23 protein-coding genes and 2 pseudogenes are annotated in these 24,921 nt (G+C 57.8%); 14 read left to right on the top strand and 11 right to left on the bottom strand.

Going from position 1 to position 24,921, the window contains the following annotated elements; translation table 11 throughout:
- Positions 1-242: 242 nt before the first annotated feature.
- From BLU76_RS18905 to BLU76_RS18930, 6 genes are all read right to left on the bottom strand, one after another.
- Positions 243-626 (bottom strand): hypothetical protein, encoded by a 384-nt coding sequence (locus tag BLU76_RS18905; protein WP_092223845.1) that lies wholly within the window; start codon positions 624-626, stop codon positions 243-245.
- An 83-nt stretch (positions 627-709) separates the two neighbouring features.
- The gene (locus BLU76_RS30955) at positions 710-1,114 is read right to left on the bottom strand and encodes a hypothetical protein (protein WP_139211623.1); all 405 of its coding nucleotides are present in this window, start codon (positions 1,112-1,114) and stop codon (positions 710-712) included.
- A gap of 1,097 nt (positions 1,115-2,211) precedes the next feature.
- Complete coding sequence (locus tag BLU76_RS18910) at positions 2,212-2,523, bottom strand: hypothetical protein (RefSeq protein WP_139211625.1); 312 nt, start codon at positions 2,521-2,523, stop codon at positions 2,212-2,214.
- 814 nt (positions 2,524-3,337) lie between these two features.
- Positions 3,338-4,060: a metallophosphoesterase gene (locus BLU76_RS18920; RefSeq protein WP_092223849.1), complete on the bottom strand. Its 723-nt coding sequence runs from the start codon at positions 4,058-4,060 to the stop codon at positions 3,338-3,340.
- A gap of 92 nt (positions 4,061-4,152) precedes the next feature.
- Positions 4,153-4,752: a putative adenosine monophosphate-protein transferase Fic gene (locus BLU76_RS18925; protein ID WP_092223851.1), complete on the bottom strand. Its 600-nt coding sequence runs from the start codon at positions 4,750-4,752 to the stop codon at positions 4,153-4,155.
- Positions 4,752-4,922 carry a YhfG family protein gene (locus BLU76_RS18930; protein ID WP_003199786.1) on the bottom strand — a complete coding sequence of 57 codons (171 nt, stop codon included), beginning with the start codon at positions 4,920-4,922 and terminating at the stop codon, positions 4,752-4,754. The genes BLU76_RS18925 and BLU76_RS18930 overlap by 1 nt, the downstream gene beginning before the upstream one ends.
- Before the next feature lie 746 nt (positions 4,923-5,668).
- Between BLU76_RS18930 and BLU76_RS18935 the strand changes: the two genes are divergently transcribed.
- The 3 genes from BLU76_RS18935 (at position 5,669) to BLU76_RS18945 (ending at position 7,329) form a co-directional block, all read left to right on the top strand.
- Positions 5,669-5,944, top strand: a complete 276-nt coding sequence (locus BLU76_RS18935; protein ID WP_013692639.1) for a hypothetical protein — start codon at positions 5,669-5,671, stop codon at positions 5,942-5,944.
- A gap of 247 nt (positions 5,945-6,191) precedes the next feature.
- The gene (locus tag BLU76_RS18940) at positions 6,192-6,479 is read left to right on the top strand and encodes a metal-sensing transcriptional repressor (RefSeq protein ID WP_053183374.1); all 288 of its coding nucleotides are present in this window, start codon (positions 6,192-6,194) and stop codon (positions 6,477-6,479) included.
- A gap of 7 nt (positions 6,480-6,486) precedes the next feature.
- Positions 6,487-7,329, top strand: coding sequence for a nickel/cobalt efflux protein RcnA (locus tag BLU76_RS18945; RefSeq protein WP_092223853.1), 843 nt, complete (start codon positions 6,487-6,489; stop codon positions 7,327-7,329).
- A gap of 10 nt (positions 7,330-7,339) precedes the next feature.
- Here BLU76_RS18945 and BLU76_RS18950 read toward each other — a convergent pair whose 3' ends face one another.
- Positions 7,340-8,287, bottom strand: a complete 948-nt coding sequence (locus tag BLU76_RS18950) for a LysR substrate-binding domain-containing protein (RefSeq protein ID WP_092223855.1) — start codon at positions 8,285-8,287, stop codon at positions 7,340-7,342.
- A 184-nt stretch (positions 8,288-8,471) separates the two neighbouring features.
- Here BLU76_RS18950 and BLU76_RS18955 point away from each other — a divergent pair, with 184 nt between their 5' ends.
- The gene (locus tag BLU76_RS18955; RefSeq protein WP_072346540.1) at positions 8,472-9,767 is read left to right on the top strand and encodes a dicarboxylate/amino acid:cation symporter; all 1,296 of its coding nucleotides are present in this window, start codon (positions 8,472-8,474) and stop codon (positions 9,765-9,767) included.
- Positions 9,768-9,777: 10 nt separating this feature from the next.
- Positions 9,778-11,292, top strand: coding sequence for a cysteate racemase (locus BLU76_RS18960; RefSeq protein ID WP_092223857.1), 1,515 nt, complete (start codon positions 9,778-9,780; stop codon positions 11,290-11,292).
- Between the two features lie 143 nt (positions 11,293-11,435).
- On the opposite strand, the pseudogene BLU76_RS18965 reads toward BLU76_RS18960, so the two are convergent.
- Positions 11,436-11,621 (bottom strand): annotated as a pseudogene (locus tag BLU76_RS18965) (helix-turn-helix domain-containing protein); the annotation flags it as partial.
- On the opposite strand from BLU76_RS18965, the pseudogene BLU76_RS32095 reads away from it, so the two are divergent.
- Positions 11,587-11,898 (top strand): annotated as a pseudogene (locus BLU76_RS32095) (winged helix-turn-helix transcriptional regulator). The pseudogenes BLU76_RS18965 and BLU76_RS32095 sit on opposite strands and share 35 nt — an antisense overlap.
- Before the next feature lie 30 nt (positions 11,899-11,928).
- Here the strand turns inward: BLU76_RS32095 and BLU76_RS18975 are convergent.
- A complete protein-coding gene (locus BLU76_RS18975) occupies positions 11,929-12,417 on the bottom strand; it encodes a hypothetical protein (RefSeq protein WP_092145379.1) in 489 nt (162 codons plus the stop codon).
- A gap of 99 nt (positions 12,418-12,516) precedes the next feature.
- Between BLU76_RS18975 and arsN2 the strand changes: the two genes are divergently transcribed.
- On the top strand, positions 12,517-12,984 hold the full coding sequence (gene arsN2, locus BLU76_RS18980; RefSeq protein ID WP_256571493.1) for an arsenic resistance N-acetyltransferase ArsN2: 468 nt from the start codon (positions 12,517-12,519) through the stop codon (positions 12,982-12,984).
- Here arsN2 and chrA read toward each other — a convergent pair.
- Positions 12,981-14,339, bottom strand: coding sequence for a chromate efflux transporter (gene chrA / locus BLU76_RS18985; protein WP_092145381.1), 1,359 nt, complete (start codon positions 14,337-14,339; stop codon positions 12,981-12,983). The genes arsN2 and chrA overlap by 4 nt on opposite strands.
- Before the next feature lie 179 nt (positions 14,340-14,518).
- Between chrA and BLU76_RS18990 the strand changes: the two genes are divergently transcribed.
- The 6 genes from BLU76_RS18990 to BLU76_RS19015 all read left to right on the top strand — a co-directional run bounded on the left by BLU76_RS18990 (position 14,519) and on the right by BLU76_RS19015 (position 23,317).
- Complete coding sequence (locus tag BLU76_RS18990) at positions 14,519-15,178, top strand: ribonuclease T2 family protein (protein WP_092223860.1); 660 nt, start codon at positions 14,519-14,521, stop codon at positions 15,176-15,178.
- A gap of 335 nt (positions 15,179-15,513) precedes the next feature.
- Positions 15,514-17,085 (top strand): sensor domain-containing diguanylate cyclase, encoded by a 1,572-nt coding sequence (locus BLU76_RS18995; RefSeq protein WP_092223862.1) that lies wholly within the window; start codon positions 15,514-15,516, stop codon positions 17,083-17,085.
- 205 nt (positions 17,086-17,290) lie between these two features.
- Entirely contained in the window at positions 17,291-19,867 is a 2,577-nt protein-coding gene (locus tag BLU76_RS19000; protein ID WP_092223864.1) for a bifunctional diguanylate cyclase/phosphodiesterase, read from the top strand.
- 69 nt (positions 19,868-19,936) lie between these two features.
- A complete protein-coding gene (gene xth, locus BLU76_RS19005) occupies positions 19,937-20,731 on the top strand; it encodes an exodeoxyribonuclease III (RefSeq protein ID WP_063322144.1) in 795 nt (264 codons plus the stop codon).
- Positions 20,732-20,848: 117 nt separating this feature from the next.
- Positions 20,849-21,673, top strand: a complete 825-nt coding sequence (locus BLU76_RS19010; RefSeq protein WP_092223865.1) for an arylamine N-acetyltransferase family protein — start codon at positions 20,849-20,851, stop codon at positions 21,671-21,673.
- A 123-nt stretch (positions 21,674-21,796) separates the two neighbouring features.
- On the top strand, positions 21,797-23,317 hold the full coding sequence (locus BLU76_RS19015; protein ID WP_092223867.1) for a nucleobase:cation symporter-2 family protein: 1,521 nt from the start codon (positions 21,797-21,799) through the stop codon (positions 23,315-23,317).
- 170 nt (positions 23,318-23,487) lie between these two features.
- Here BLU76_RS19015 and BLU76_RS19020 read toward each other — a convergent pair whose 3' ends face one another.
- Positions 23,488-23,838: a hypothetical protein gene (locus BLU76_RS19020; protein WP_063322141.1), complete on the bottom strand. Its 351-nt coding sequence runs from the start codon at positions 23,836-23,838 to the stop codon at positions 23,488-23,490.
- A gap of 260 nt (positions 23,839-24,098) precedes the next feature.
- Between BLU76_RS19020 and BLU76_RS19025 the strand changes: the two genes are divergently transcribed.
- Positions 24,099-24,920 (top strand): shikimate 5-dehydrogenase, encoded by an 822-nt coding sequence (locus BLU76_RS19025; protein WP_092223869.1) that lies wholly within the window; start codon positions 24,099-24,101, stop codon positions 24,918-24,920.
- The last annotated feature ends 1 nt before the right edge of the window (position 24,921 follow it).

Below are 24,921 nucleotides of genomic sequence, written 5' to 3' on the forward strand. Positions count from 1 at the left end.
TGAGCCCGGCACCCTCTGCTCAATGTAAAAATTTCAATCTCAAGCGCGTAATTTTCTACTGTGGAAACCAGGATCGACTTTTTCAACAGAATCGACCCATTGCGGACAATGGCGGGCGTCGTTCTGATTGGTTACAAGCCCAGCGCTGAGCGCTCATACAGACCGGATATACGAATGCAACGCACTGGTTAAAGACAGGAAAACGTTACTCACCGCCTTGGGATGAGTCCATAAAAGCACTATTATGAGCCGGTAATTCTGGTCCACAAGCGAGAAACTAAATTGTTTGCGGGTTGCTTATCATTTTTAATAGGTAAAGTTTTGATTTTCGGGCTGCTCTCATTTTCAAGAGAATCATGAATCTCAATTAATATATTTACTAGATTAAATGTCTCTTTGTAATTGTTGATTTTAAAATTGTTGGTTTTTATCCCTTTGTCAAACAAGTTGGGAAAAGTGTCTGCCCATACGGAGTAGTACTTTTGGCATTGTTTTTCTGTGCCAAAAATCTGCCCGTGTGGACCACATATTAATCCATGAGTTATTTGCTTGCGCGAGCCATTAGCTTCTTTGGCAAAAGCGATTTGCTCAGCGGTCAACTGCACAAATGTGAGGTTATGCTGCATGCGGCCTCCTAATTGAAACGGCCAGGTTAAGGGGCGGACTTTAGCCCGCCCCAGAGAGCGAAGCACACGGTTTGAGCCGTTTGCTAGAAGCTATAAATGTTGCTTGCAAGCAAATCACCAAACGCATTTGTTATAGTCCCTGCGGCGGTAACAATTATACCAAAGACAATATTGTTGCCGATTGTTCTCTCTTCAGGAATTGTTGTTATTAATGTACCATCGGTATGCATATGCGCAAGGCGACCCGCACCAGATTGTGATTTGTAAATGCCTTTTGAGAAAAGAGGTGACATTGTAAAAAGTAACCCTATGACTATAACAATAGCGCCAAATCGATTGATCCAAGTCCAGTCTTTATGGCTGACGGATAAAATAATTCCTGCACTGAATGCTGCTAGCGATACTGCAATTAAGAAAAATCTAGATGCAAGTGGCTTTACTAAAGGGTCAAGCAGATGATTATCTGGATTGCGATTTTTGTTGAACACTATGTAATCCTTTGGCTTCTTCTAACGCAAAGTTAAGCAGTGCCCGTCAGGGCCGGCCGCTAGGCTGGGAACGTACTTAAGCGAACTCGCTCAGTTGCGTGATCAGGTTAGCCTCAAACACTACTCCACTTGCACCGAGCAGGTCTATTGTGAATGGCTGCTTACACCCAGGCTGTGTAAAAACGTCGGCGCTGTGTCTGCGTTGCTACGTAAAATCTGCCTGTGCTTTGGTTAGCCAGAGCAGACCTAAAATTTGTGTAGGAACGACATTTTCGTTCGGATTTTTGACCGTTGAACTTGTCCTAGAACGTTTTACACAGCCTCGTTCATAAGCCGACACTGAGCAAGCGAAAAGGGTTCATCTCCAGCTCAGAAAAAGCCCCGAGTCTTTGCAGGCGACACGGGGCTCTAGGGTGCATGAATTCTCGTACCAATTCCCGTACCAATCGTTGCGTTCTGGCGAGAAAAATCAGGTAGCCCTAAGCACAAACCCCCCGATTCAATTACCTCTGACCACCAACCAGAACCCACCCAACATAACGGTGTAATTCTCGGCCAGTGCCGCGCGGTTGTAACACGCCAAGCTGTAGTTGCTAGATATTTGCTACGGGAGCGACGAAGAAAACGGCGCCAAGCAAGTGAAGCGGCGGGTTCGGCGATTAATCTGTCCAATCCATCATGGGGGCGACGGTGAAGCGACGGGAGAGTGATAAGGGCATTGGGAAATCTGAATGGGTAGGGCAGAGGCAGGGAGTTTATCAGGAATGGGATCGGGTAAGGCTGGCGAGCTAGATTGGTTGAACTACAGGCCGTCGCAGAGCCGCTAAATAAATCTTTCCCCTTTTTCGCAATGTTCACTACGACGCTCGCCGCGTTGAGCAGTGCCGAAAAAATTGCTATCCACTTATGGTGACTGTTTCAGCCTCTAAATATCCGCAATTGCATCAAGATATTCTTGATGCAATTGCATTGCTTGAGGTATTGGAACCGGTGGTGTCTCTTCCGATTCGTACTTAGATGTTGAACAACCCCTTCCCCTAGGGGAGGAGCTTTGTTGTTCTACAGGTATACTGGTTTTTGATTGCGGTTGCTAGAAATTAAAGAGCTTCGAATGTGTTAAAGCTAGCTCGCCATTCTCTCCAGCCGAGCATGACATACGTCTTAAGCGCAATTTGGTTTTCGAAAGGCATTAGACGAGTATCGTCCAACGCGCTCAAATATGCTTCCAAATCCCCTAGGGCATCACAGAATGGACCCGGCGCGCGGGCCTTAAGTACATCGTTGAGTTTTTCGCGTAAGCCATTTCCAACTTCTACCGGTAACACCGCCAAAATGGTACGGACTTGGTCTGCTGTGGGGACTGGCTCGTCGTACTCGCTGAAAGCCATTGGAAGTAACGATTGAGTCAATGCGGTATTCCTTTTCGAATTAGATGCTAGCCTGCGTGAAGGCAGGCGTTGAGAATAGACGTCCCATTCCCGTCTTTTCGGGAAACCTCGTACCAATTCCCGTACCAATCGTCGCGTTTTGTCGAGAAAAACCGGGTAACACTGGGCATGGAGTCGCCGATTTTACTACCTCCGTGAACCAAGCAGAACCCACCCGACATAGCGGTGTGATTCTCGCCCAGCGGCGCAGCGATTAATCGTCCAATCCATCCGATGGAGAAGCGGTGGGACAGTGAAACAGCTTGTAGGGGTATTGGGATCATATGCATGGCTTGATCCAATCGATCAAGATACGAGCAGGTGTCTTGTTTCGATAGATGCAACTGCAGTCTCCCTAGCCGCTTTGATTGCAGGAATGGACTGCGCGGGTACCCCCACGACCTGATCACATACGTCACACACTGAAACCAAAACGCCATTTACCTCACCAACACCATCGTCGAATGGTACGTTTCTGTGGGTAAATGTCGTCTGGACCAAGCCTTCGCAGTGACTGCAAATCGCTCGGCTTTTATCGCTCTCTTGATAAGATTTCATAGTCATTGACTCATTGATGAACGCATGAACTATAGGCTTCCTGATAAAAATTCAGCAAGAAATTGGTGCGTAGGAAACTTCCCTAAATTATGTGCGAGGTCGATTGCTGAGCCGCTAAGGCCGCGGAATCTCTGGCCTCTCAAAACTGAATAATCTGCTACGCACCCCGGTAGACTCGGCAACTTCATCTGATGGCGATTACGCCTCGGAGATAAAAACTAGGTAGAGCGATGCCTTGTTACTGGCTCATATTTATACTTGTGACGGTTTCAGTTTGGATGTCTATCAGACTTAATGCACCATCGGAAAATGCGCAGCCAGTGTCAATATATACGACATTGCCCAAGCGCATAACGCTGGGCACTGTTGAGTGCCCAACATAGATTCGGTCTATTCCTTTAATGGAAGTGTGGTTTTGTTGCTCGATTTTTTTTCTAGCATACAGCGCTGCTTTTAAGGCTTGCCGCTGATACTGTTCCCCCGATTTTCCAGTGATAGCATCTTTAGCTTCCTGCCAACCATCATTACTCCTGATGACAGGAGCTTCGGCATGGACTATTCCAATTGTTTGATCACTTGATAAATTTATCTCAATGATCAGTGGAAGTGCTTGCAGGGCTTTTGATAGTTCTTGCTGAATATCGGGTTGTAACTCGTAGAGCCAGGCACCACCGTTTCGGATATGTCGGGGTATGTCACCATGGCCGGAGATGCAGTCAATAAGCATCTGCTCATGATTGCCGCGCACGGCATGGAACCACGGCTTTTCAAGCCAGTTCAATACGTCCATGGAATCGGGGCCGCGGTCGATAAGGTCTCCCACGGAAAAGATGCGATCCAGCTCAGTGTTGAAGTCTAGTTTGTTCAAGGCTGCTGTTAGAAGTTTGAAATGCCCGTGGATGTCGCCCACCACAAAGTCGCGACCTTTTTTGTTGGGTGGGAAAGATCTCGTCCTGTACATTGTCAGTTCTTTAGCAGACGTTAATTGACGGCGACTGTATCACTTGGCGAAATAAACCGTAAGGCGGTGAGCGAGGGAATAACGTTGTACGGTCAAGCTTGAATCGCCTGCCCGATACATTTCTCAAAAACCTGCTCCATAGGCCCCATGACGCCGTTATAAGCCGCAATGTTGGCAAAGATCCACTCGTCCTTCTCAATCCCCCACCAACTGATTTCAAACCCGGCATTCATGATGAGGTGTTCAAACAGGATGCGTTGCGCACGACCGTTGCCTTCGCGGAAGGGGTGTACGACGTTGATGTCGGAATAGGCCTCTGCAACGGCGACGATCAGCTCAGCCCGCTCCATGCCCTCGAACCAGTTGGCCGCCGCCATGTGCATGAAGATCTTGTTGGCCTCCGCTTGCATGTACTGGGGTTGGCAAAAGCGGGTGGCTTGTTTGGACATGCCAACGGTGCGCAGCTCTCCGGCCCATTCGAACAGGTCCGAAAAGAGGATTCGATGAATGTTCTGAAGGTAGGCCAGGCTGTAGGGAGGAGGGCTGAATTCGACGTTGTCCGCTGCGATGGCCGAGAGCTGTTGTTCGGCTTCGCTTAGGGTCGGTTCGTCACGGATATCGAGTTTGTTGCGAAGGACCGTGGAGCCGGGATAGCAATAAGCGTCCTCGCCGACTCCATATTTGTCAGCCATCAGGTTCTGGTCTGGGTGAAGGCCTTCAAGACCTCTTCACGCGTTGGCATTTTGCGTTCGCCGTCCGCGAAGGTCGTTTTAAAACCTTCCAGGCGGAGGCTGGCCGCGTAGTTGGATCTACGCGTCCTGGCGGCATAGGCCTTTTTGGTTTCAAGGCTGACATTGCCCATGGGCTGGACCTCAAATCGCGCTGGTGGGCGGATTATAGCCCATCCCGTTGGCGTGGCCTATGTTGCGGCTGGACGAATCAGGTTTGACTGTGCGAGGCCGTTTTTGGGCTGACTATTCCAGATTGTGAGCAGTCTTTGATAGCAGGCCCTGGCGCAGTAGATGGTTGATGATGCCAAGGCGTTGGGCGCTCATTCGTTTCGAGATTTGTCCTTGTCGCCCATAGCTGCGCTACCCAATCCATCGCCGGACGCCCCCATCGGAAATTTCCCTCAAGTTGTGTCGCTCCCCGCTGACTGTCCACCCAATCACCTCGTGCGCTAAGTTCTCTCCGTCGCTGCAAATTCAGCGAGAGGGTGTGGAAGCCCTCACAAAAACCTAGCGCGTTGCACCGCTAAATTAAAAAGCAGACGCTTTTCCTAGGTCTGCTGTTAAATTACGGCGGCTGTACGCGGGGCGCCTTCGGGTGCGCCGGGTCCTAGGTTCTCGGTCTTCCACACCCGCGTACAGCTGCCACCCACCAGGTGGAAGTGGTGAAGGCAGTTCCTTTACATAACCTAGGTACAAGCCAATGAAAAAGCTCACCCCCAACCCTCCGAAAGCCACAACCAATCCAAGATGGCTTTCGTCTAGCGTCACCCAAGAATATCTCCTGCCAAATATCCGAATATCGATCCCGAATTCGCTCTCTTTGCCAGCGGCATCCCAATCCGCCACTGAACTCCCATCCCCGCAGGAGTGACCCCTCATGTCCCGTTACATGCCCATCACCGGTATCGAAAACAATTTCCACGCGCTCTTGATCGACACAGAAGCACCGCTGGACGTGCTGCACGACACCGCCGCTTACCGCATCGCCGCTGTCACTCAGTTGCTGGAAAACCTCGCCATGCGTTCTGACATTAGTACGGACGCCGTGATACTTCATGATTTCGCCCAAGTGCTAGCGATCCCCCTGCGCGATGGGTGTGATTTGCTGGATGTGATTGGGCGGCGATTGCAGGCGCAGGTCTTGGCGTCGTAAGGGAAGTGGGCGACCTCACGAGGTCGCCTGCACTGTCTTGCTCATCACCCTGTGCAGTTTGCAATCCTGTCGGAGCGAGCTTGCTCGCGATAGCGGTGGGTCAGTTGATGGCGATGTTGGATGTGTTGCCGTCATCGCGAGCAAGCTCGCTCCCACAGGTTGATCTGCGTTTCGATGGGTTTGCTTATATCCCCCCTGGGGGGATAGGATGGCGAGCGTAAATTCATCGAAACCCAAGGCTCAAACCATGACTGAGCACGACCACGAACATCCCCACCAAAGCCATGCGGCGATCATCAAGCGTCTCAAGCGCGCGGACGGTCATTTGCGCAGCATTATCACGATGATCGAAGAGGGCCGTGAGTGCGTCGATATCGCCCAGCAGTTGCATGCGGTGGAGAAAGCGGTGTGCCAAGCCAAGCGGACGTTGATCCAGGATCACATCGATCACTGCCTGGAGGACACCGTTTCGTCGTTGAATAAAGGCGAGCGCGCTCCGCTGGAAGCCTTCAAACAAATCACCAAGTACCTCTAGGCCCGACATGCCCAATTTTGCTGAACTGCTGCAACAGGGGGGCACGCACGCCTGGCTGTACTTCCCCAGCGCTATCTTGCTGGGCGCCTTGCATGGCCTGGAGCCTGGTCATTCGAAAACCATGATGGCGGCGTTTATCGTGGCGATTCGGGGCTCGGTCAAACAGGCAGTGTTGCTAGGCCTGGCGGCGACGCTGTCCCACACCGTCGTGGTGTGGCTGGTCGCCCTCGGCGGCATGTACCTGGGCCAGGGGTTGGACGCTGAAACCACCGAGCCGTATTTCCAACTGGCATCCGCTGCGCTGATCGTTGCCATCGCGCTGTGGATGCTGTGGCGTACCTGGCGTGGCGAGCGGATGTTCAGGTTCGAGCAGGGACATGACCACCATCATCACGATCACGATCACCACCACCATGAACATGACAACGGGCATCCCGAACCCAAAGGCCTGGCGCTGTCGCTGGAGGGCTACCAGGATGCCCACGAGCAGGCACATGCCAACGATATCCGTAAGCGCTTCAACAATCGGCAGGTCACCACCGGCCAGATCATCGTGTTCGGCCTGACGGGCGGGCTCATTCCTTGCCCCGCGGCCATTACCGTGCTGCTGCTGTGCCTGCAAGTCAAAGAGGTCGCGCTGGGTGGCCTGCTCGTCCTGTGCTTCAGCATCGGCCTGGCGATTACCTTGGTGACCGTGGGGGCTGCGGCGGCCATTGGTGCACGGCAGGCTTCCAATCGCTGGCCTTGGCTGGGCACCGTTGCTCGCCGGGCACCTTACTTGTCCAGTGTATTGATCATCGGCGTCGGTCTCTACGTGGGCATCCACGGCTGGATCGGCTTGAACGCGTAGCCTCCACCGATCAGTTCGCACCTTCTGACGTAGTGGGTGCGTTGCCCGGCCGCTGCAGCGAAGCGCCTTCCAGGGTTTTCCACAGCTTACGCATCGTTGGGTTGCGATTGGCAATCGCACAGTACGAGCGAATCTCCAATCGCGTGCTCCATTGCTCGCTACCGGCCCGCACCAACAGTCCACGCTCCAACTCGTCGGCCACTGCACTCTGCGGCAGCCAGGCCACGCCGTAGCCCTCGATGGCCATGCGCATCAGTAGCATCGCCATGTCCGCTTCATAACAGCGTTCCAGGGTGATCGGTTCAGGGCCGTTGTTGATGACGATGTCCGCGACGCGCCCCAGGAACGTCGTTGCCGTGTAGGCCAGGTAGGGCACCGGTTTGCCGGCGCGGTCGGGCAGGCGGAACAGCGGTTCGCCCTTGCGGTTGGGCGCGCACAAGGGGATGAACGCATCGTGGCCGAGCACCAGGCTGCCAAAACGCTCGGGGTCCAGCAGGATGGGGGCAAGCGGATGGTGATAGACCATCATCAAGTCGCAACTGCCTTCCTCCAGTGCAATGACGGCGTCATGAATATTGGCGGCCACCACCCGGGCGTTGAACTGTTCGTTGTGTTGCTGGAACTGCGAGAGCCACTTGGGCAGGAAGGTCATCGACAGGCTGTGGCCGGCGGTGATCTGGATCGAGCGTCCGGGCATTCGTTCCACGTCGCGCAGTGTCGAGCGCAACCTCAGTAGTCCGGCGAGGGCCTCTCGGCTTTCATCGCAGAAGGTGACTCCCGCGGGGGTGAGCTGGACAGGGTAGGTGCCCCGGTCCACCAGCTTGACGCCCACCCATTCCTCGAGTGAGCGGATACGCCGGGACAAGGCCGATTGCGTCACGCAACGAACCTCGGCGGCGCGGGAGAAGTTTTTCCATTCGCCAATCGCCTGAAGATCATCCAGCCATTTGAGTTGCATATCGAGAAACTCCCCCTGTGAGAGCGCGATTTTACTGCGCAATCTCCCGGCATAGCGCGGCCTTTCGCTAACTATTCCAAAAGCGCATGGGGTTAGCTGGATTACTCATCATCTCTGCGAATCGGCTCCTTAGAATCGATCCTGCCAAGTAAAAAAACTCCAAGAACTACTTGAGGACAGCTCCGTGAAGAAGAATAAGCTCCCACGTCGAATTGCCATGGGCATTGCCCTGGGCGTACTTGTTGGTTGGGCGTGTCACCATTTCGCAGGGAGCGAGCAAAGTGCCAAAGAGATCGCCAGTTACTTCTCGATGGTCACTGATATTTTCCTGCGCATGATCAAGATGATCATCGCGCCGCTGGTTTTTGCGACGCTGGTCGGTGGTATCGCTAGCATGGGTAGTTCCCGTTCCGTCGGCAGGATCGGGGCCCGGGCGATGGCCTGGTTTGTCACCGCCTCGGTCGTCTCGCTGCTGATCGGCATGGGGCTAGTCAACCTGTTTCAACCCGGTGCCGGGCTGAACATGGACGTGGCCCAGCACGCAACGGCGGCCGTGCCGGTCAACACCGGCGACTTCAGTCTCAAGGCGTTCATCGGTCATGTGTTTCCGCGCAGCATTGCCGAAGCGATGGCCAACAACGAGATCCTGCAGATCGTGGTGTTCTCGCTGTTCTTCGGCTTTGCACTGGCCGGCGTGAAACGGGCGGGTTACACCCGGATCACCGATTGCATCGAAGAACTGGCGAAGGTGATGTTCAAGATCACCGACTACGTGATGGCGTTTGCGCCGATTGGGGTGTTTGCCGCGATCGCCTCGGCCATTACCACCCAGGGGCTTGGCCTGCTGGTGGATTACGGCAAGCTGATTGCTGAGTTCTACCTGGGAATCCTGATTCTCTGGGCGCTGCTGTTCGGTGCCGGTTACCTGTTCCTTGGTCGCTCGGTTTTCCACCTCGGCAAGCTCATCCGCGAACCGATTCTCCTGGCCTTTTCCACCGCCAGCAGCGAGTCCGCCTACCCGAAGACCATCGAGGCACTGGAGAAATTTGGTGCGCCCAAACGCGTGTCCAGTTTCGTGTTGCCCCTCGGTTACTCGTTCAACCTCGACGGTTCCATGATGTATCAGGCGTTCGCCATCCTGTTTATCGCCCAGGCCTACAACATTGATTTGAGTTTCACGCAGCAGTTGCTGATTCTTCTGACGCTGATGGTCACCAGCAAGGGCATGGCCGGTGTCGCGCGGGCTTCGGTGGTTGTGGTCGCGGCCACGTTGCCGATGTTCAATCTTCCCGAGGCGGGGCTGCTGTTGATCATCGGCATCGACCAGTTCCTCGACATGGCCCGTACCGCCACCAACGTGGTGGGTAACAGCATTGCGACGGCGGTTGTCGCCAAGTCCGAACCCCACGAAGAGGCCGACGAGGACGAGGGCGCAGGTGCCCCGGTTCGGTCGCGATCCGAGCCGGTGCCGGTGGCTTGAGGATACGTTCATGAAGGCTAAAGCGAAGTCGAGTCACAAGGCTTCTGTGGTGCGCAAGTTGGGCATCGTCGGTGGGCTTGGGTCTCTGGCCGGGGGCGATCTGTTCTTCAAGTTGGTCAAGTCCCGGGCGGTGCTCGAGGATCAGGGGCGCTACCATTTCCTGTTCGAACAGCACCCGTTCAAGGACGTGCTGCTGCCGCTGGACCAGGGCGCGAGCATGACGTCGCGCAAGTTTTATGTGTTCCAGGTGTGCAAGTCGTTCGAGGACAGTGGCTTCGATGCGGTGATGCTCCCATGCTTCGCCAGTCATACCTTTCGCGCTGAAATCGAGGAGGAACTGGGCATTCCCGTGCTGGACATGATGGCCGCCTTGACCCGGCACGTCAGCCACACGGTGCCGCCCCAGGCGACGTTGGGGGTGATCGCCTCCGACTTCGTGTGCCATTGCGGATTGTTCGAGCGATATTTTGGGAAAGACTTCCGGATTGTTTACCCCGACGCAGACGCTCAAGTGGGGTTGATGGAGGCGATGTACGGCCTCAACGGCATCAAGGACGGTCATCTCGAAGGCGTGCCGCTTGAGGCGGTCTATCGGGCGTGTCTCTCATTGCAGACCCAGGGTGCGACGGTGATTCTGCCCGGCATGACCGAGCTGTCCCTGGTTTGTGCCGATTTGCAGCGTCGCGGGATCACCGTGCTGGACATCAATGAGATCTACGCCGACTTCGCGACACTGGACCCGCAGCCCAGGCGCCCACCTTTCAAGCTGGGCATCGTGGGAGGTGTCGGGCCTGCCGCCACAGTGGATTTCATGGCCAAGGTGGTGGCCAATACCCCGGCGGGAAAGGACCAGGACCACATCAAGATGGTGGTCGAGCAAAACCCGCAGATACCGGATCGGACGGCCAGCCTGCTGCGTGATGAAACCGACCCGACGATGGCGATGTATGCCACCTGCAAACGCCTCGAAAGTGCTGGCGCCAATGCCATTGCGATTCCCTGCAACACCGCCCATGCCTTCGTCGAGCGGATCCAGGCCCACCTGAGGGTGCCTATCGTGAACATGTTGAGTGAGACGGTGGAGTGGATCGCGCGGACCTATGGTTCGGGCAAGGCGATTGGCCTGCTGGCGACTTCCGGTACGGTGCAGAGCCAGGTCTATCACCAGGCGGCGCGCCATGCCGGGCTCCAGGTCCTCACGCCAGGTGTCGATTACCAGGCGATGGTCATGGACGCCATCTACGGACCGCGGGGTATCAAGGCTGGCTTCACACAAGGGCTCTGCAAAGAGCAACTGTTGCTGGCGGCCGAGCATCTGTGCGAGCTGGGGGCCGGGGTGTTGATCCTGGGGTGTACGGAGTTGCCGCTGGTGCTGGCGCATTGCGATGCGTTCGATATCAATGGGCACAGGGTGGCGCTGGTTGATCCGACGATGATTCTGGCGTTGAAGTGTGTGACGTTGGCGCAGAGGGCTGAAAAGCCGATGAGCGTTCTGAAAACGTCGAAGGATATTGCTGCTATCTGACGGTTGAAATTTGGCTCTTGTGGCGAGGGAGCTTGCTCCCGCTTGAGTGCGAAGCGCTCACAAAAGGGGCTGCTACGCAGCCCAGCGGGAGCAAGCTCCCTCGCCACAATGAGTCAGGCCACAATAAGTCAAACCTGAATCTATCAAACCACCTTGGTGTGGTTGGCCGGCCCACGCAACGCCGCAATGTCCCGCTTGGGCGGCACACCAAACAAACGGGCGTATTCGCGGCTGAACTGGGAAGGGCTTTCATAACCCACCTTGAAGGCCGCACTCGCCACGTCCACGTGCTCATTGAGCATCAAGCGTTTTGCTTCGTTCAACCGCAGCCTGCTCAATCAACGGATCTACCGCTTTGGGGAACTGCGAAAGGCCATTCCCGGCATCACGCAATACATGTTGACGGCGCAACTTCGCGAACTGGAAAGAGATGGCCTGGTGTCTCGCGCTGTGTTCGCAGAAGTGCCGCCGCGGGTGGAATACGAAATCACGCAAAGACCCGAGGGCTTGGGCCGACGATGGAGGCGTTGACGACCTGGGGCGGAATATGGCAACAGCGTGCCTGTGAAGGGGACCTCGCGCGGACGCAAAGCCAAAGACCGTTGAAAGGGCGACCTCAAGGGTCGCCCATTTGCGTTAAAGCCCCAGGCCTTGCTCTACCAGCGCGAGCAAGGTGTCCTCGTCCAGCATGGCGGGTTCTGGACGCGGTTGTTCGCTCAGGCGCAGTGCCTGGATATGCCAGAGCGATTCACCATGTTCGCCAAGTTTGCGTACGATGCAGTGTTCCTGCCCCTTCATATGAACTTCAATACATCCCTCTCCCTTGGACGAGAAACGTGCAATGGGGTCGAATGAAATGCGGTGATGATTGCCTTCGATCACCAGTTGATCGATGGCGTAGCTGTACGTCGAACCGCTGGAATGACTTTCAAATACATGGGTGGGGTTGCGCCGAATGTCCAGGCCGGCCTCGCACACGGGCGCCAGCCAGATTTCGATCTGGCGATACAGTTCGTAGACCTGGGCGGGCCAGTGTTCGATCGCCAGGTCGGCGCAATTGTCGGTATCCGCGCGGGTTTGCTGGGTTTTCCTCAGTTTGGCCGCTAGCTCGTCTGCCTTGCTCATGTCGATTCCCTGTCGTGATGATAGGTTGAGCTTAGCTGATGGGCTGGGGGGTTCATTTGCGCTGGGTCATGGGGTGGTGTGTTGTTGAGTTTCGGTGCGATGACGATCACCGGAACAATTTACGAGGAGCAAGTCATGCACATGAGAATACTGAGCAACAACGACCTGGGACCTTTGCGCGATGCGCTCACCCTGGCCGGTCTACCCATCGACGATCTGGCGTATCCCGGTCGACAGTTCTTCAGCTTCAGCGACCAAGATGTTGTTGTGGCGTTTGGTGGCATCGAGGGGGAGGGGGCTGACCGGTTGCTGCGCTCGCTGGTTGTCCTCGAGGGGCAGCGGGGGAAGGGCGTTGGCGCGGCGGTGTTGGCCGCTATCGAGGCGTTTGCAAAACGTGAGGGTGTAGAGCAGCTCCATCTGCTGACTGACAGTGCCGCCGCGTTTTTTACCAGCCAGGGCTATCAGGCGCGGGACCGATCGCTGGCGCCTGCTTCGATCGGTGCGACGGCCCAATTCAAAACCTTGTGCCCGGCTTCGGCGACCTACCTGGGCAAACGTCTCGTCTAGCGCAGCAAGTGCACCGCCAGCCCAGCCAGCCCGCACGCGATCAACACCTGGATCACCCCCAGCTTGTAGCGAAACAGCGCAACGGCCGCTGCGATTGCGATGATTGCCGACGGCCAGTCCAGGGCACCTGCAAAACCATTGGGCCAGAGTACGTGGTAACCGAAGAAGCACGCCAGGTTGAGGATCACCCCGACCACCGCCGCGGTGATCGCAGTCAGCGGCGCGGTGAATTTCAGCGCGTTGTGCGTCGACTCCACCAACGGGCCGCCGGCCAGGATGAACAGGAATGAGGGCAGGAACGTGAACCAGGTCACCAGCGTGGCCGCGACGGCCCCGGCGAGAAACGCCTGTTCGGGACCGAACACCTGCATCACGTAGCCTCCGACGAAACCGACGAAGGCCACGACCATGATCAGCGGCCCGGGCGTGGTTTCGCCCAGGGCCAGGCCGTCGATCATTTGTGTCGGTGTCAGCCAGCCGAAGTGGCCGACGGCACCCTGGTACACGTAGGGTAAAACCGCATAGGCACCGCCGAACGTCAACAATGCAGCCTTGGTGAAAAACCAGGCCATTTGCGTCAGCGTGCCTTCCCAGCCGAACACCGCGGTCAGCAGGCCCATTGGCAACGCCCACAGCAGGGCACCGATGATCGACAGCCGGGCGAGCCTGAAAGCGCTGAACCGGACGTGCTCCGGGGGCGGGGTGTCATCGTCGATCAATGCCGGGCCGAAGGATTGGTGCTTGTCATCGTGGCCGCCCAGGCTGAATTTTTCCGGTACCCAGCGACCCCCCAGGTAACCGATGACGGCGGCACCCAGCACGATCAGCGGGAAGGGCACGTTGAAGGCGAATATCGCGGTGAACGACGCCGCAGCGATCGCCCACAGCCAATTGTTCTTGAGTGCGCGGGAGCCGATCCGGTGGGCGGCATGCGCCACGATTGCCGTTACCGCTGGCTTGATGCCGTAGAAAATGCCCGCCACCACCGGCACTTCGCCAAAGGCGACATACAACCAGGACAAGGTGATGAGGATGAACAGTGAAGGCAGTACGAACAATGCCCCGGCGATGATCCCGCCCCAACCGCGGTGCATCAGCCAGCCCAGGTAGGTGGCCAGTTGCTGGGCTTCTGGTCCCGGCAGCAACATGCAGTAATTGAGGGCATGCAGGAATCGTCGTTCGGAAATCCAGCGTCGGCGCTCCACCAACTCCTGGTGCATGATCGAGATCTGCCCCGCAGGGCCGCCGAAGCTGATGAAGCCTAGTTTGAGCCAGAACCAGAAGGCCACGCGCAGGCTGACGGCGTCGGGTCGGGTCAGGGGCTGTTCGTCATCGGTTCGGGTCGATTTGCTCATGGGCGACGGGGCACGTAAAAGTCAAAGGCGATCTACGTTATGGGGCGTTACGCAATTTAGATAGCCCCCCGGCAAGGTTTGCTTGTAAAAAACAGCCCTTCAGAGATTTGAAACACAAGGTTGGAACAATCATCGCCCGATCATCTTGCTTTCGCACAATCGCCCCAAGGAGTGGGTCAATGAAACAACGTCTTGCCATTGTCGTGCTGATGGTACTGACACTGGGTTCCATGGGCGCGGCGAATGCCCGCGAATCCGGCAATGCACGGGCGCAATCCGTGGCCGGGGTATTCGATTACTATTTGCTGGCGCTGTCCTGGTCGCCGACGTTTTGCCTGACTCACCAGAAGGATGCGCAGTGTTCCGGCAAGGGCTACGGCTTTGTGCTCCATGGCCTCTGGCCGCAATACACCCGGGGCGGCTGGCCGCAATCCTGTGCGCCCCAGGTGCCGTTGACGGCAGCGGAGCAGCAGAAGGGCCTGACCTTGTTTCCCACCCGCAAGTTGATGGCGCATGAATGGTCCAAGCACGGCACTTGCAGTGGCCTGGGCGCCATGGGCTACCTGGAGGTTGCCGACAAAGCCTTGGGCGCGGTGAAAATCCCACCGCAGCTGCAACCGCTCAACTCCTCGTATTATTTCGAGGCTGATGAAATCATCCGGCTGTTCCGCCAAAGCAATCCAGGCATTGCGTCCGACGGCATTGCGGTGATTTGCAGCGGACCTCAATTGTCGGAAGTGCGAGTGTGCATGGACAAGGACCTGGCGTTTGCCGCGTGTGGCAGGGGCGTCAGGACACAATGCCGGGCCGGGGAGATCCGGGTGCCCCCGGTACGGTGAGAGCCACAAACCTGGCCTGTGGCGAGGGGATTTATCCCCGTCGGGCGCGCAGCGGCCCCCAAAAAACCAGGCAACTCGGTGTGCCAGGAAGATTGAGTTCACTGCTTTAGGACTGCTGCGCAGCCCAGCGGGGATAAATCCCCTCGCCACGGGGAATTTCTTCGTTCTGAAGAGGGCATTTTTATCGGCTGGCAGGCGGTTTTTTGGATCCACTGCAGCCACCCATCGGCTCTGCTGCACAGGCAAATTGCCGCCTCACAAGCGGTAGGCTAAGCTCACGAATATTGGGGGCTTTGAGCGAATTCGCTCATGTTTTGCCCCCTTCAGGAATTCGCTTGCCTATCCCTATTCTCGATCCTTTCCATGCCCCTGGCGGTGCCTTGAAGCGCCTGCCGTTGCTCAAGGCAGCGGTGACGTTTATCGCGGCGGTGTGCCTGTGCTTGTGCGGTTTGCTTTACCTGCAGCTGGAACAGTCCCGCAGCCACGATCTGGAGTCGGCCCGCGTCGCTTCGGCGACCCTTACCCGGGCCATGGCCCAGCAGGCCCAGGACACCTTTCTCCAAGCTGATCTGGTGTTGGCCAGCCTGGCGGATTGGATCCAGGTCGATGGCTATGGTCCCGCCGTACAGCCGCGCTTGCAGCAAACCTTTGCCCGACGTGTGCAATCGCTTGAGCAGTTGCATGGCCTGTTCCTGTTCGACAAGCACGGCCACTGGGTGGTGACCTCTTTTGACAACCTGCACAGGGGCGCAGGGGTGGCGGATCGGGAGTATTTTACTTTCCACGAACAGAATGCCTCCTTGATCGCTCATATCGGCCCGGCAATCCGCAGCCGGCAAAACGGCGAGTGGATCATTCCCGTTTCCCGACGTTTGAACGATCAGGATGGCAACTTCCAAGGCGTGTTGATGGCCGGCATCAAAATGTCGTACTTCGACCGATTTTTCAGGAGCTTCAGTCTGGATGATCAAGGCGAGATGGCCCTGGCCTTGTCTGACGGGACACTGTTGGCGCGTCGCCCTTTCGATCAGGCGCGAATCGGTCATCCGCTGGGTGAAGAGAATATCTTCAAGCATGACGCGGCAAGCGTGATGGCCAGCGATGCAATCATCCGATCAGCCATCGATGGCGTCGTCAGGCTGTATGGGCACCAACATTTACAGGCTTATCCGCTGGTGGTCAGTGCCGCGGTGTCCGAAGAAGCGATCCTGTTGGGGTGGCATGACAGGGCTTTCCAATCCAGTCTGATTGTCGGCCTGGTGGTGCTGGGCATTTGCTTGTTCGGCTGGGTATTCGTGCGCCAGGTACGTAACAGCGAACGGATCGAGGCTGACTTGCGCAAGGCTCAGGAAGCGTTGGAGCTGATTGCCACCCATGACAGCCTCACCGGGCTGGCGAACCGGCGTCTGTTCGAACGGGCCTTGGACGTCGAATTCGGGCGGGGCGCCCGTCAGCGCAGTCCCTTGAGCCTGATCATGCTCGATATCGATTTCTTCAAGCGCTACAACGACGCCTATGGGCACGTGGCCGGGGACCATTGCCTGGCGGAAGTGGCCAAGGTGCTCAAGGGCTGTTGCCATCGCAAGGCCGATCTGGCGGTGCGGTATGGCGGCGAAGAGTTTGCGGTTTTGTTGCCCGACACCAATCTTTCGGGGGCCATGGCGTTGGCCGAACAGATCCGCCGCAGCGTCATCGACAAGCACATCATCCATTCCGGCTCTCCGACCGGTTACCTCACGGTGAGCCTGGGCTGCTATGCCTTTGTGCCCAGCAGCCTGGACAGCATCGAAGTCTTCATCCAGCGGGCCGATGCGGCGCTTTACCAGGCCAAGTACAGCGGCCGCAACCGTGTGGCGGTGCTATCGACGGAAGGTGGGCTCGATACACTGGCGCGCTCGGATCGTTGAGATCGGTTGGAATCATCGGCAACGTGCCACGGTCCATTGTTCAGACACTGCGCTGGTGCCATAGACGAGGTGTGTAGGTTCTTTCGCAAAAAACCGTGGGCTCGCCAAATGATCAGGCAGCGGGTGCTAAGGTTGGGAGCATGACTGGCCGCGGATCCTCACCGTTCTCGATCGGAGCCAGCGTTGACAGGACAGGAGCAGATCAATGGATTCCGCTGCCGATACCCCTTCAAACACTGCGCGCCACACACCGATTACCCGTCGCCTGGTGGTGGCGGTCGGGGCACTATTTGTCCTGGGCGTTCTGGTGGCGGTTGCCGCGTTGTTCAATATTGCGCAAAAGCTGGACGCGGAGGATGTGCGCAAGACGCATTTCTATATCGAGCGTGCCCTCGAAAATCGCATTACCGCTTCGAAAAACTACATTGCCAGTTATGCCTACTGGACCACGGGCTACGAGCGCCTCAACGGTGAAGTCGATGTGCAATGGGCCTACGCCGAACAGAACATGGGCAAGACCCTGTTCACCAATGATGAATACGAGGGTGTGTTTGTCATTGATCGGCAACGCACCAAATATGCCGTGGTGCGCGGGCGCAATGTCCAAGGTGATGCCGCGGTTTATATGAATGCATCGCTGACGGACCTGGTCGACCAGCTCCAGGCGCAGCCCGACCTGACGATGTCCATGACTCGCTACACCTTGTTCGAGGGCTGGCCGGCCATCATGACGGCTTCGGTGATCCTGCCCAACGACGAACGACCCCAGGTCGAGTCCAAAGGCACCTCGGTCTTGCTGTTCGTCGACCAACTGACGCCGGTCAAGCTGCGCAAGTTGGGCAAGAGTTATGGCCTCACCGACTTGAATCTCAAGAAAGACATCGAGCTTGAGCCTGGCCAGCCGGCCGTGCCGCTGGACAGTACCGGTTTCAGCCTGGTGTCTCGCCTGGAGCGGCCGGGCCAGCAATTGCTCTGGTCCCTGTTGCCGCCGCTGGGTGGCGCGTTGCTGATTCTGGCATTGCTGACCGCCTACTTTTCTCGCTATGCGTTGCGCACGGCACGGCATGTGGACGCCAGTTACGACCGGCTGGAACAGTCGGCGCATGCCCTGGAGGCCAGCGAAGAGCGCTTCCGGGCCGTGGCCGAGGCGGCTTCCGACTGGATTTGGGAAATCGACGGGCAGCAACGCATCACTTACCTGTCGGGGCGTTTCAATACGGTCACCGGGTTTTCCGACCAGCAATGGCTGGGGCAGGACATCGAACAACTGCTGTATTGCGACACCACGCCGATTGCCCTCTGGCTGGGCAAGTTGACGGAGGAGCAGAACGCCAGCAACTTGCGCTGTTCCTACCGTGATCATTCCGGGCAGTTGCGTTTCTGCCGTGTCTCGGCACGCCCGATCTTTAACAAGGCTCAGGTGGTGGGCTATCGCGGCACCGCCAGTGACATCACCGATGAAGTGGCGGCCCATGCCCAGGTCCAGCACCTGTCGATGCATGATGCACTGACCGGCCTGCCAAACCGTAACAAGCTGGCGCGACACCTCGATGATGCGCTGGTGGCCAAGGAGCATTCCGCGCCGCTGACCTTGCTGATGGTCGACCTGGACAACTTCAAGCCGATCAACGACTCTCTCGGCCACCCGGCCGGCGACGCGGTGTTGCTGGAAGTGGCCCAGCGACTGCGCGACTGCACCCGCGAGCAAGACCTGGTGGCGCGCCTGGGAGGGGACGAGTTCGTGGTAGTGCTCAACGGGATGGAGCACACCACTGAGATCGATCGATTCTGTGAGCGGCTGATCGACAGCCTGCAGCAGCCGATCCTCTACGAAACCCATTCGTTGCATATCGGGGCGAGCATTGGCATCGCTGTCAGCCGGCGCCAGGGGTATGTACCCGGAGAACTGATCCGCTGCGCCGACATTGCCTTGTACCAGGCCAAGTCCGAGGGCAAGAAAACCTGGTGCTATTTCGCTTCGCAGATGAACGATCAGATCCAGCATCGTCGCCAACTGGAGAGCGACCTGCGCCAGGCGGTGAAGAAAAACGAATTCGTCCTGCATTTCCAGCCGCGCTACACCGTCGATGGTCGGGAGATCGTGGCGGTCGAGGCGTTGGTTCGCTGGCAGCATCCGACCCAAGGCTTGTTGAGCCCCGACGCCTTTATTCCATTGGCCGAGCAAACCGACCTGATTGTCCCGCTTTCGCGATGGGTATTGCGCGAGGCCTGCGAAACCGCACTGACCTGGCCAGGAGAATTGATGGTTTCGGTCAACCTGTCACCGGCGCAGTTTGAGCGCAGCGATGTGGTGGAGGATGTGCGACAGGTGTTGATCGAAACCCGTTTCCCGGCGAGTCGCCTGGAACTGGAGATCACTGAAAACGTGATGCTCAATGACGTTGATGGCGCCCTGCAGGTCATGAATGCCCTGAAGGAACTGGGCGTGCGCTTGAACATGGACGATTTCGGTACCGGTTATTCGTCCCTCGGTTATCTGCGCACCTATCCATTCGATGGCATCAAGATCGACAAGCGCTTCATTGCTTCGATGAGCAACAGCAGCAATGACCGCGCCGTGGTGCAGGCGATCATCAACCTGGGCAAGGCCATGGGGCTGACGGTGACTGCCGAGGGCGTGGAAACCCTGGCCCAGCTCGGCTCACTGGGCTCGGACCAGTGCCACGAGGTGCAGGGTTATTTCCTCAGCCGGCCGATCGACAAGCAAGCCTTTGCACGCTTATTGGAGAGTGGCCTGCCCCTGCCGAAAACGGGTTCCTGAAAACCTGTTGCAACCACCCAGTCCGGTTGTCGGTCACAACTGTGACTGGGCATTTCGAGTTCTGGCGCTATGAAAAACCTTCGGATCGCGACCTTCAATATCAATGGCATCCGGGCCCGGCTGCCCAACCTGCTGGAATGGCTGGAGCGGGAAAAACCCGACATTGCCTGTTTGCAGGAGCTCAAGGCCGTGGACAATGATTTCCCGGCGGCGGAACTGGAGTCGGTGGGGTACGGGGCGATCTGGCATGGGCAGGCGTCCTGGAACGGCGTCGCGATCCTGGCCCGTGACGCGCAGCCGCTGGAGAGCCGCCGAGGCCTGCCTGGTGGGGATGACGACAGCCACAGTCGCTATCTGGAGGCGGCGGTGCATGGCGTGCTGGTGGGCTGCCTGTACCTGCCCAACGGCAATCCGCAGCCGGGTCCCAAGTTCGACTACAAACTGGCGTGGTTCGAACGGCTGATCGACTACGCCCAAGGGTTGCAGGCCAGCGATCACCCTGTGGTGCTGGCCGGTGACTACAACGTAGTTCCCACCGACATGGACATTTACAACCCGCGCTCCTGGCTCAAGGATGCGCTGTTGCAGCCAGAAAGCCGCGCGTGCTACCAGCGACTGCTGGACCAGGGCTGGACCGATTCGTTGCGCCACCTGTATCCAGATGAGCGGGTCTACACTTTCTGGGACTATTTCCGTCAGCACTGGCAGAAAAACTCCGGGCTGCGCATCGATCACCTGCTACTCAACCCGGCGGCCAGCGCGTACCTGAGCGAGGCCGGCGTGGACGCCTGGGTCCGGAACCAACCCCACCCCAGCGACCACGCGCCCACCTGGATCCGGCTGGCGTCACGCAAGCGGCGGTGACCAGGCGAGGCATCCCGGTCGATTGTTGTCTCTGTGAGGGGAATGCCTTATACCTGGCGCCCAACACCGGTGCGCTTGTCGTGAGCGTAGCGCCGACCCTGGAAAAGGACACCCCTCATGAGTCACCTCCAACTGAGCGACACGGCCCGCTATCTGCTGCGCCTGGGTTTCGACACCCCGCCAGCGCCGACCCTCGACACGTTGCGTCAACTGCAACGGCGCCATACCGCCGAGTTCCCTTTTGAAACCCTGTCGACGTTGCTGCGTCAACCCGTGCCCATCGACCTTGAATCGGTCGAACGAAAAGTGTTCGAACAAGGGCGCGGCGGCTATTGCTATGAACTCAATCAACTATTTTTTGCGCTGTTGCTGGAGTTGGGTTTCGACGCCCGCGGCATCACCGGGCGCGTGGTGATGAACGCGCCTGAAGGCTCTTGGGCTGCCCGGACCCACCGGTTGAGCCTGGTGACGTTAGACGGCGTGCGCTACATCACCGACGTCGGCTTTGGTGGCATGGTGCCCACTGCGCCGTTGCTGCTGGACAGCCGTGAGGCCCAAACCACCCCCCATGAGCTGTACCGCATCGAAACCCATGCGGACGGTTACCTGCTGCGCGCCAACGTCGACGACGAATGGCGGCCAATGTATCTGTTCGATCTGCAACGCCAGGAAGACATCGACTACACCCTCGGTAATTGGTACGTCAGCAGCCACCCGGAATCCCCGTTCATGGGCCGGTTGATGGTTGCACGCACCGGTGACGGGTTGCGCAAGACCCTGAACGGCAACAGCTACGCGGTGCACCGGATAGGGCAGCAGAGCGAACGCCGGGTGATCGCCGATGCCGATGAGTTGATTGACTTGCTCGAACAAGAGTTTGGCCTGCGCGTACCGCCGCGCGAGCTGTTGCGACCGGCGATTGTGAAGGTGCTCCAGCCATAAGAAGGCTGTTGGCCGGGGTACCTGTTCCTGGGTAGGGCAACAAGTTGTATACAACTATATGGACATTTGTCCTGAATTTTGAATACAGTGTGCCCATAACAAAAAACAGGGAATCCCCGAACCATGAAAACGCCCCATGTTTCACTCCCACGGCCCGAGGACGAAAACCTTGGCGTCGGCGCGAATATGGCTTACGGCCTGCAACATGTGTTGACCATGTACGGCGGCATCGTCGCCGTGCCGTTGATCATCGGCCAGGCGGCCGGGCTCTCGCCCGCGGACATCGGTCTGTTGATTGCCGCGTCATTGTTCGCGGGGGGCATGGCAACGTTGCTGCAAACCCTCGGCCTGCCGTTTTTTGGCTGTCAATTGCCCTTGGTGCAGGGCGTATCGTTCTCGGGCGTGGCGACCATGGTGGCGATTGTCGGCAGCGGCGGGGAAGGCGGCTTTCAAGCCATCCTGGGCGCGGTGATCGCCGCGTCGCTGATTGGTTTGCTGATTACCCCGGTGTTTTCGCGCATTACCCGGTTCTTTCCGCCGTTGGTCACCGGCATCGTGATCACCACCATCGGCCTGACCCTGATGCCGGTAGCGGCGCGCTGGGCCATGGGTGGCAACAGCCATGCCGCTGATTTTGGCAGCATGGCCAATATCGGCCTGGCGGCGGTGACCCTGGTGCTGGTGCTATTGCTGAGCAAAATGGGCAGCGCAACCATCTCCCGGTTGTCGATTCTGTTGGCGATGGTCATTGGTACCGTCATCGCCGTGTTCCTTGGCATGGCGGACTTTTCATCGGTCAGCCAAGGCCCGATGTTCGGCTTCCCGACACCGTTCCATTTCGGCATGCCGACTTTCCACATCGCCGCGATCCTGTCGATGTGCATTGTGATCATGGTGACCTTGGTGGAAACCTCTGCCGACATCCTGGCTGTGGGCGAGATCATCGACACCAGGGTCGACTCCAGGCGCCTGGGTAACGGCTTGCGGGCTGACATGCTGTCGAGCATGATCGCGCCGATCTTCGGTTCCTTCACCCAAAGCGCCTTTGCCCAGAACGTCGGGCTGGTGGCCGTGACAGGAATCAAGAGCCGTTTCGTGGTGGCGACCGGTGGCGTGTTCCTGGTGGTACTCGGGCTGCTGCCGTTCATGGGCCGGGTGATCGCGGCGGTGCCGACCTCGGTGCTGGGCGGTGCCGGTATCGTGCTGTTCGGCACCGTGGCTGCCAGTGGCATCCGCACGCTGTCCAAAGTCGATTACCGGAATAACGTCAACCTGATCATCGTCGCCACCTCCATTGGTTTTGGCATGATTCCCATCGCCGCACCGAATTTCTATGACCATTTCCCGAGCTGGTTCGCGACCATTTTCCATTCGGGCATCAGTTCTTCGGCGATCATGGCGATCGCGCTGAACCTGGCGTTCAACCACTTCACCGCCGGTAACTCCGACCAGCAGTCGGTTTTCGCCGCCGGCACCGAGCGAGTGTTGCGCTATCAGGACCTGGCAGCGCTACGTGAAGGTGATTACTTCAGCGATGGCAAGCTGCACGACTGCGATGGCAACGAGATTCCCGTGGTGGCTGAGCCTGTTCACGGGGCGGCGGAGCATGCGCCGATCCGTCTGAAAAGCAGCGAGCACGTCTGACAATTCCCTGTGGCGAGGGAGCTTGCTCCCGCTGGACGCGAAGCGGCCCTGTTTTAGGACTGCTGCGCAGCCCAGCGGGAGCAAGCTCCCTCGCCACAGGGGTTATCCAGTGGACACGAAAAAGCCTGGGATCAATGATCACAGGCTTTTTTGTGCCGCCCGGGAGCCGGTTACCAGCGGCCGTAATGACCCCGGGGTGGGCCGTAGTAATAGCCCCGTGGTGGCCCGTAATACACCGGTGCCGGGCGATAGTAGATCGGTCGCTCTACATACACCGGCTGCGGCTGGTAGTAGACCGGTGGCGGGGCCTGGTAGTAGACCGGCTGCGGCTGGACATAGACCGGTTGCTGCACATACACCGGCCGATCACGGTTGATGATGGCTGAGCCAACGATGGCCGAACCGACGATGGCACCAAAAACGGCGGGCCCCTCCCAACCACCACGACCGTGGGCGGATGCCTGGCCGGTGACCGCGAGTGCCCCCATGAGCAGGGCGATGATGGGAAGTCTACGATTCATGGCTGTTCCTCGTTTCGGCCCCGGCGCCTGTGGTCTGCAACAGACCCGATGAGGGTCGCGGGGATACTTGCTATGACAGCGATTTTCTCAGGATTTGCAACGCCGTTGGGTAAATATTGTGTAAGGTCTGTAGCGCTTTTATTGACCGCGCCGGGTCATCCTGTGGCCTGAGATAGGGCCGGGCCTGGCGGTATCATCATCGAATAGACCTTTCGCGACGGCCCTTCCATCTGTCCGAAAGTGAATGCAAGGAGACACGCATGCAGATCAATCCCAACAAAGACACCCAACTGTGCATGTCGCTCTCGGGGCGTCCCGGAAACTTCGGCCTGCGTTTTCATAATCACCTGTATGAACAATTGGGCCTGAATTTCTATTACAAGGCGTTTAGCAGCCAGGATTTGCCTGGAGCCGTGGGCGGTATCCGTGCCCTGGGGATTCGTGGATGCGGTGTGTCGATGCCGTTCAAGGAAGCCTGCATTGCCCTGGTGGATGAGCTGGATCCTTCCGCCGCCGCGATCCAGTCGATCAATACGATCGTCAATACCAACGGCCATCTGAAGGCCTACAACACCGACTACATTGCCATCGCCCAGTTGTTACAAAGCCACGCGGTGCCCAAGGACTCGACCTTTGCCTTGCGCGGCAGCGGCGGCATGGCCAAGGCTGTGGCCAGTGCCTTGCGCGATGGGGGTTACCAGAACGGGCTGATCGTTGCCCGCAATGAAGCCGCGGGGCGAGCCCTGGCCGAGTCCCTGGGATATGAATGGCAAGCTGACCTGGGTACCCGGCGGCCGCAGATGCTGATCAACGTCACGCCGATCGGCATGACTGGCGGCCCGGAGGCCGATCAGTTGGCGTTTGAGCCCGAGACCATCGTCGCGGCCGAGACTGTGTTCGATGTCGTGGCGATCCCGTCGGAAACGCCACTGATCGTGCGCGCCCGCGCCGAAGGCAAGCGGGTCATCACCGGGCTGGAAGTCATTGCGATCCAGGCCCTGGAACAGTTCGTGCTGTACACCGGCGTGCGGCCCAACCTGGAGCAATTTGAAAAAGCCGTGACCTTCGCCCGGTCGGCGTAGG

Origin of the sequence: Pseudomonas sp. NFACC08-1 (assembly GCF_900106735.1) — a bacterium.
Lineage (GTDB): Bacteria > Pseudomonadota > Gammaproteobacteria > Pseudomonadales > Pseudomonadaceae > Aquipseudomonas > Aquipseudomonas fluorescens_Q.

What these genes read in the sequence shown, in the direction of transcription:
- BLU76_RS18905 (WP_092223845.1), bottom strand. Translation starts at nt 626, where the DNA reads ATGCAGCATAACCTCACATTTGTGCAGTTGACCGCTGAGCAAATCGCT.
- BLU76_RS18920 (WP_092223849.1), bottom strand. Translation starts at nt 4,060, where the DNA reads ATGTACAGGACGAGATCTTTCCCACCCAACAAAAAAGGTCGCGACTTT.
- BLU76_RS18925 (WP_092223851.1), bottom strand. Translation starts at nt 4,752, where the DNA reads ATGGCTGACAAATATGGAGTCGGCGAGGACGCTTATTGCTATCCCGGC.
- BLU76_RS18930 (WP_003199786.1), bottom strand. Translation starts at nt 4,922, where the DNA reads ATGGGCAATGTCAGCCTTGAAACCAAAAAGGCCTATGCCGCCAGGACG.
- BLU76_RS18935 (WP_013692639.1), top strand. Translation starts at nt 5,669, where the DNA reads ATGTCCCGTTACATGCCCATCACCGGTATCGAAAACAATTTCCACGCG.
- BLU76_RS18940 (WP_053183374.1), top strand. Translation starts at nt 6,192, where the DNA reads ATGACTGAGCACGACCACGAACATCCCCACCAAAGCCATGCGGCGATC.
- BLU76_RS18945 (WP_092223853.1), top strand. Translation starts at nt 6,487, where the DNA reads ATGCCCAATTTTGCTGAACTGCTGCAACAGGGGGGCACGCACGCCTGG.
- BLU76_RS18950 (WP_092223855.1), bottom strand. Translation starts at nt 8,287, where the DNA reads ATGCAACTCAAATGGCTGGATGATCTTCAGGCGATTGGCGAATGGAAA.
- BLU76_RS18960 (WP_092223857.1), top strand. Translation starts at nt 9,778, where the DNA reads ATGAAGGCTAAAGCGAAGTCGAGTCACAAGGCTTCTGTGGTGCGCAAG.
- BLU76_RS18975 (WP_092145379.1), bottom strand. Translation starts at nt 12,417, where the DNA reads ATGAGCAAGGCAGACGAGCTAGCGGCCAAACTGAGGAAAACCCAGCAA.
- arsN2 (WP_256571493.1), top strand. Translation starts at nt 12,517, where the DNA reads ATGACGATCACCGGAACAATTTACGAGGAGCAAGTCATGCACATGAGA.
- chrA (WP_092145381.1), bottom strand. Translation starts at nt 14,339, where the DNA reads ATGAGCAAATCGACCCGAACCGATGACGAACAGCCCCTGACCCGACCC.
- BLU76_RS18990 (WP_092223860.1), top strand. Translation starts at nt 14,519, where the DNA reads ATGAAACAACGTCTTGCCATTGTCGTGCTGATGGTACTGACACTGGGT.
- BLU76_RS19000 (WP_092223864.1), top strand. Translation starts at nt 17,291, where the DNA reads ATGGATTCCGCTGCCGATACCCCTTCAAACACTGCGCGCCACACACCG.
- xth (WP_063322144.1), top strand. Translation starts at nt 19,937, where the DNA reads ATGAAAAACCTTCGGATCGCGACCTTCAATATCAATGGCATCCGGGCC.
- BLU76_RS19010 (WP_092223865.1), top strand. Translation starts at nt 20,849, where the DNA reads ATGAGTCACCTCCAACTGAGCGACACGGCCCGCTATCTGCTGCGCCTG.
- BLU76_RS19015 (WP_092223867.1), top strand. Translation starts at nt 21,797, where the DNA reads ATGAAAACGCCCCATGTTTCACTCCCACGGCCCGAGGACGAAAACCTT.
- BLU76_RS19020 (WP_063322141.1), bottom strand. Translation starts at nt 23,838, where the DNA reads ATGAATCGTAGACTTCCCATCATCGCCCTGCTCATGGGGGCACTCGCG.
- BLU76_RS19025 (WP_092223869.1), top strand. Translation starts at nt 24,099, where the DNA reads ATGCAGATCAATCCCAACAAAGACACCCAACTGTGCATGTCGCTCTCG.